Origin of the sequence: Serratia sp. (in: enterobacteria), assembly GCF_051654945.1 — a bacterium.
In the GTDB taxonomy this organism is placed as follows: domain Bacteria; phylum Pseudomonadota; class Gammaproteobacteria; order Enterobacterales; family Enterobacteriaceae; genus Chania.
Genome location: NZ_JBOFZA010000041.1, coordinates 1 through 1,193, shown reverse-complemented (window position 1 = coordinate 1,193; position 1,193 = coordinate 1). Strand labels below are relative to the sequence as shown.

General features: G+C 42.5%; 2 protein-coding genes. Both read left to right on the top strand.

Annotated features, from left to right (window positions below; genetic code table 11):
• The first annotated feature begins 287 nt into the window (after positions 1 to 287).
• Complete coding sequence (locus ACRDCA_RS05525; RefSeq protein ID WP_438688631.1) at positions 288 to 776, top strand: DNA polymerase III; 489 nt, start codon at positions 288 to 290, stop codon at positions 774 to 776.
• The gene (locus ACRDCA_RS05520) at positions 776 to 1,060 is read left to right on the top strand and encodes a hypothetical protein (protein ID WP_438688630.1); all 285 of its coding nucleotides are present in this window, start codon (positions 776 to 778) and stop codon (positions 1,058 to 1,060) included. Before ACRDCA_RS05525 ends, ACRDCA_RS05520 begins: the two co-directional genes overlap by 1 nt.
• Positions 1,061 to 1,193: the final 133 nt, after the last annotated feature.

Here is a 1,193-nt window from a genome sequence, read left to right as displayed (position 1 = left end):
CCTTTCAGTCTACACTCCGGTGAAGAGGAAGGAGGGGCTGCTGTAGAAAAGGATACAAGTAAACCATTCTAAGAGGTAGTTAATGAGCTATGTGTTAGGATTGAAGAGTCAGATTGACTTCGGTAAGAAGTACAAAGGGATGTATGTTAATACTGTGGTAGAGATGGACCCCAAGTGGGTCCTCTTTGTTGCTGAGAATCATCCGCATCACAAGTTTAACCGGTACGTCCTAGCACGGGCTCAGAAGTACGTTAACCAAATGGGAGAGAAACCTGTTGAAAATATATGTGACTGATATTGAAGGTAACAATCTCTATCAGCATATCACTCTCTTTCACTGTGCATGGGTAATTGATTACTTGACCAAAGAGCGTTGGGGCTACCGCCCTGACCAATTGGAAGAGTATTGTCAAAAGCTCGCTGAGGCCGATGTTGTTGTAGGCCACAATATTGTAGACTTTGATATGCCAGCACTGAAGAAATTGAACAGTGTGTTGAACACTAAAGCAGTGTTTGATACATTAGTGTTATCTCGTATGTTGGAACCTGACCGAATCCAAGGCCACTCTCTGGACTCTTGGGGTAAGGCACTAGGTTGCCACAAGGGTGACTTCGGTAAGCAAGATAATGCTTGGGAAGTCTTCACTGAAGAGATGTATGAATATTGTGAGCAAGACGTTGTTGTTACCATGATGCTTTATGAGCACCTGTGTAACCTTGCCAATTTTGACCCCACCAAGCCTCCTGTTTCCGAACTCACTTGGGAGGAATTTTAATGAGTGTGTGGTCTAACATTGAGGGGACAGCTAAAGTCCCCAAAGTGATACGTGTTGGCCTTAAAGAAATAATCAAAGACAAATTCCATAAAGGAGATTATGTCTTAGAGGATTTCGAAGAACTTGAAGGTTTTGATTACCACAAGTTCAGAGTATTCAAGTTTAGTTTCCGGTATGAAAATGATGGAATGAGTGCCGCACACAGAGCACAAGAGTTCATAAAAGAACTTGAGTGGTACGGTATTCAGTATGATTTTGTTGCCAGTGTCCGTTTCTTAGGTTAAGGAGTAATTATGTCTTTGTTGTCTGCACCGCGTCTCCACCAACTGATTGAAGAAGGTGTTATCACTGCTCTCCACGAAAATGTCAACGCTGCGAGTATTGATATCCGAATCGGTAATAAGATTCTGCTTGAAA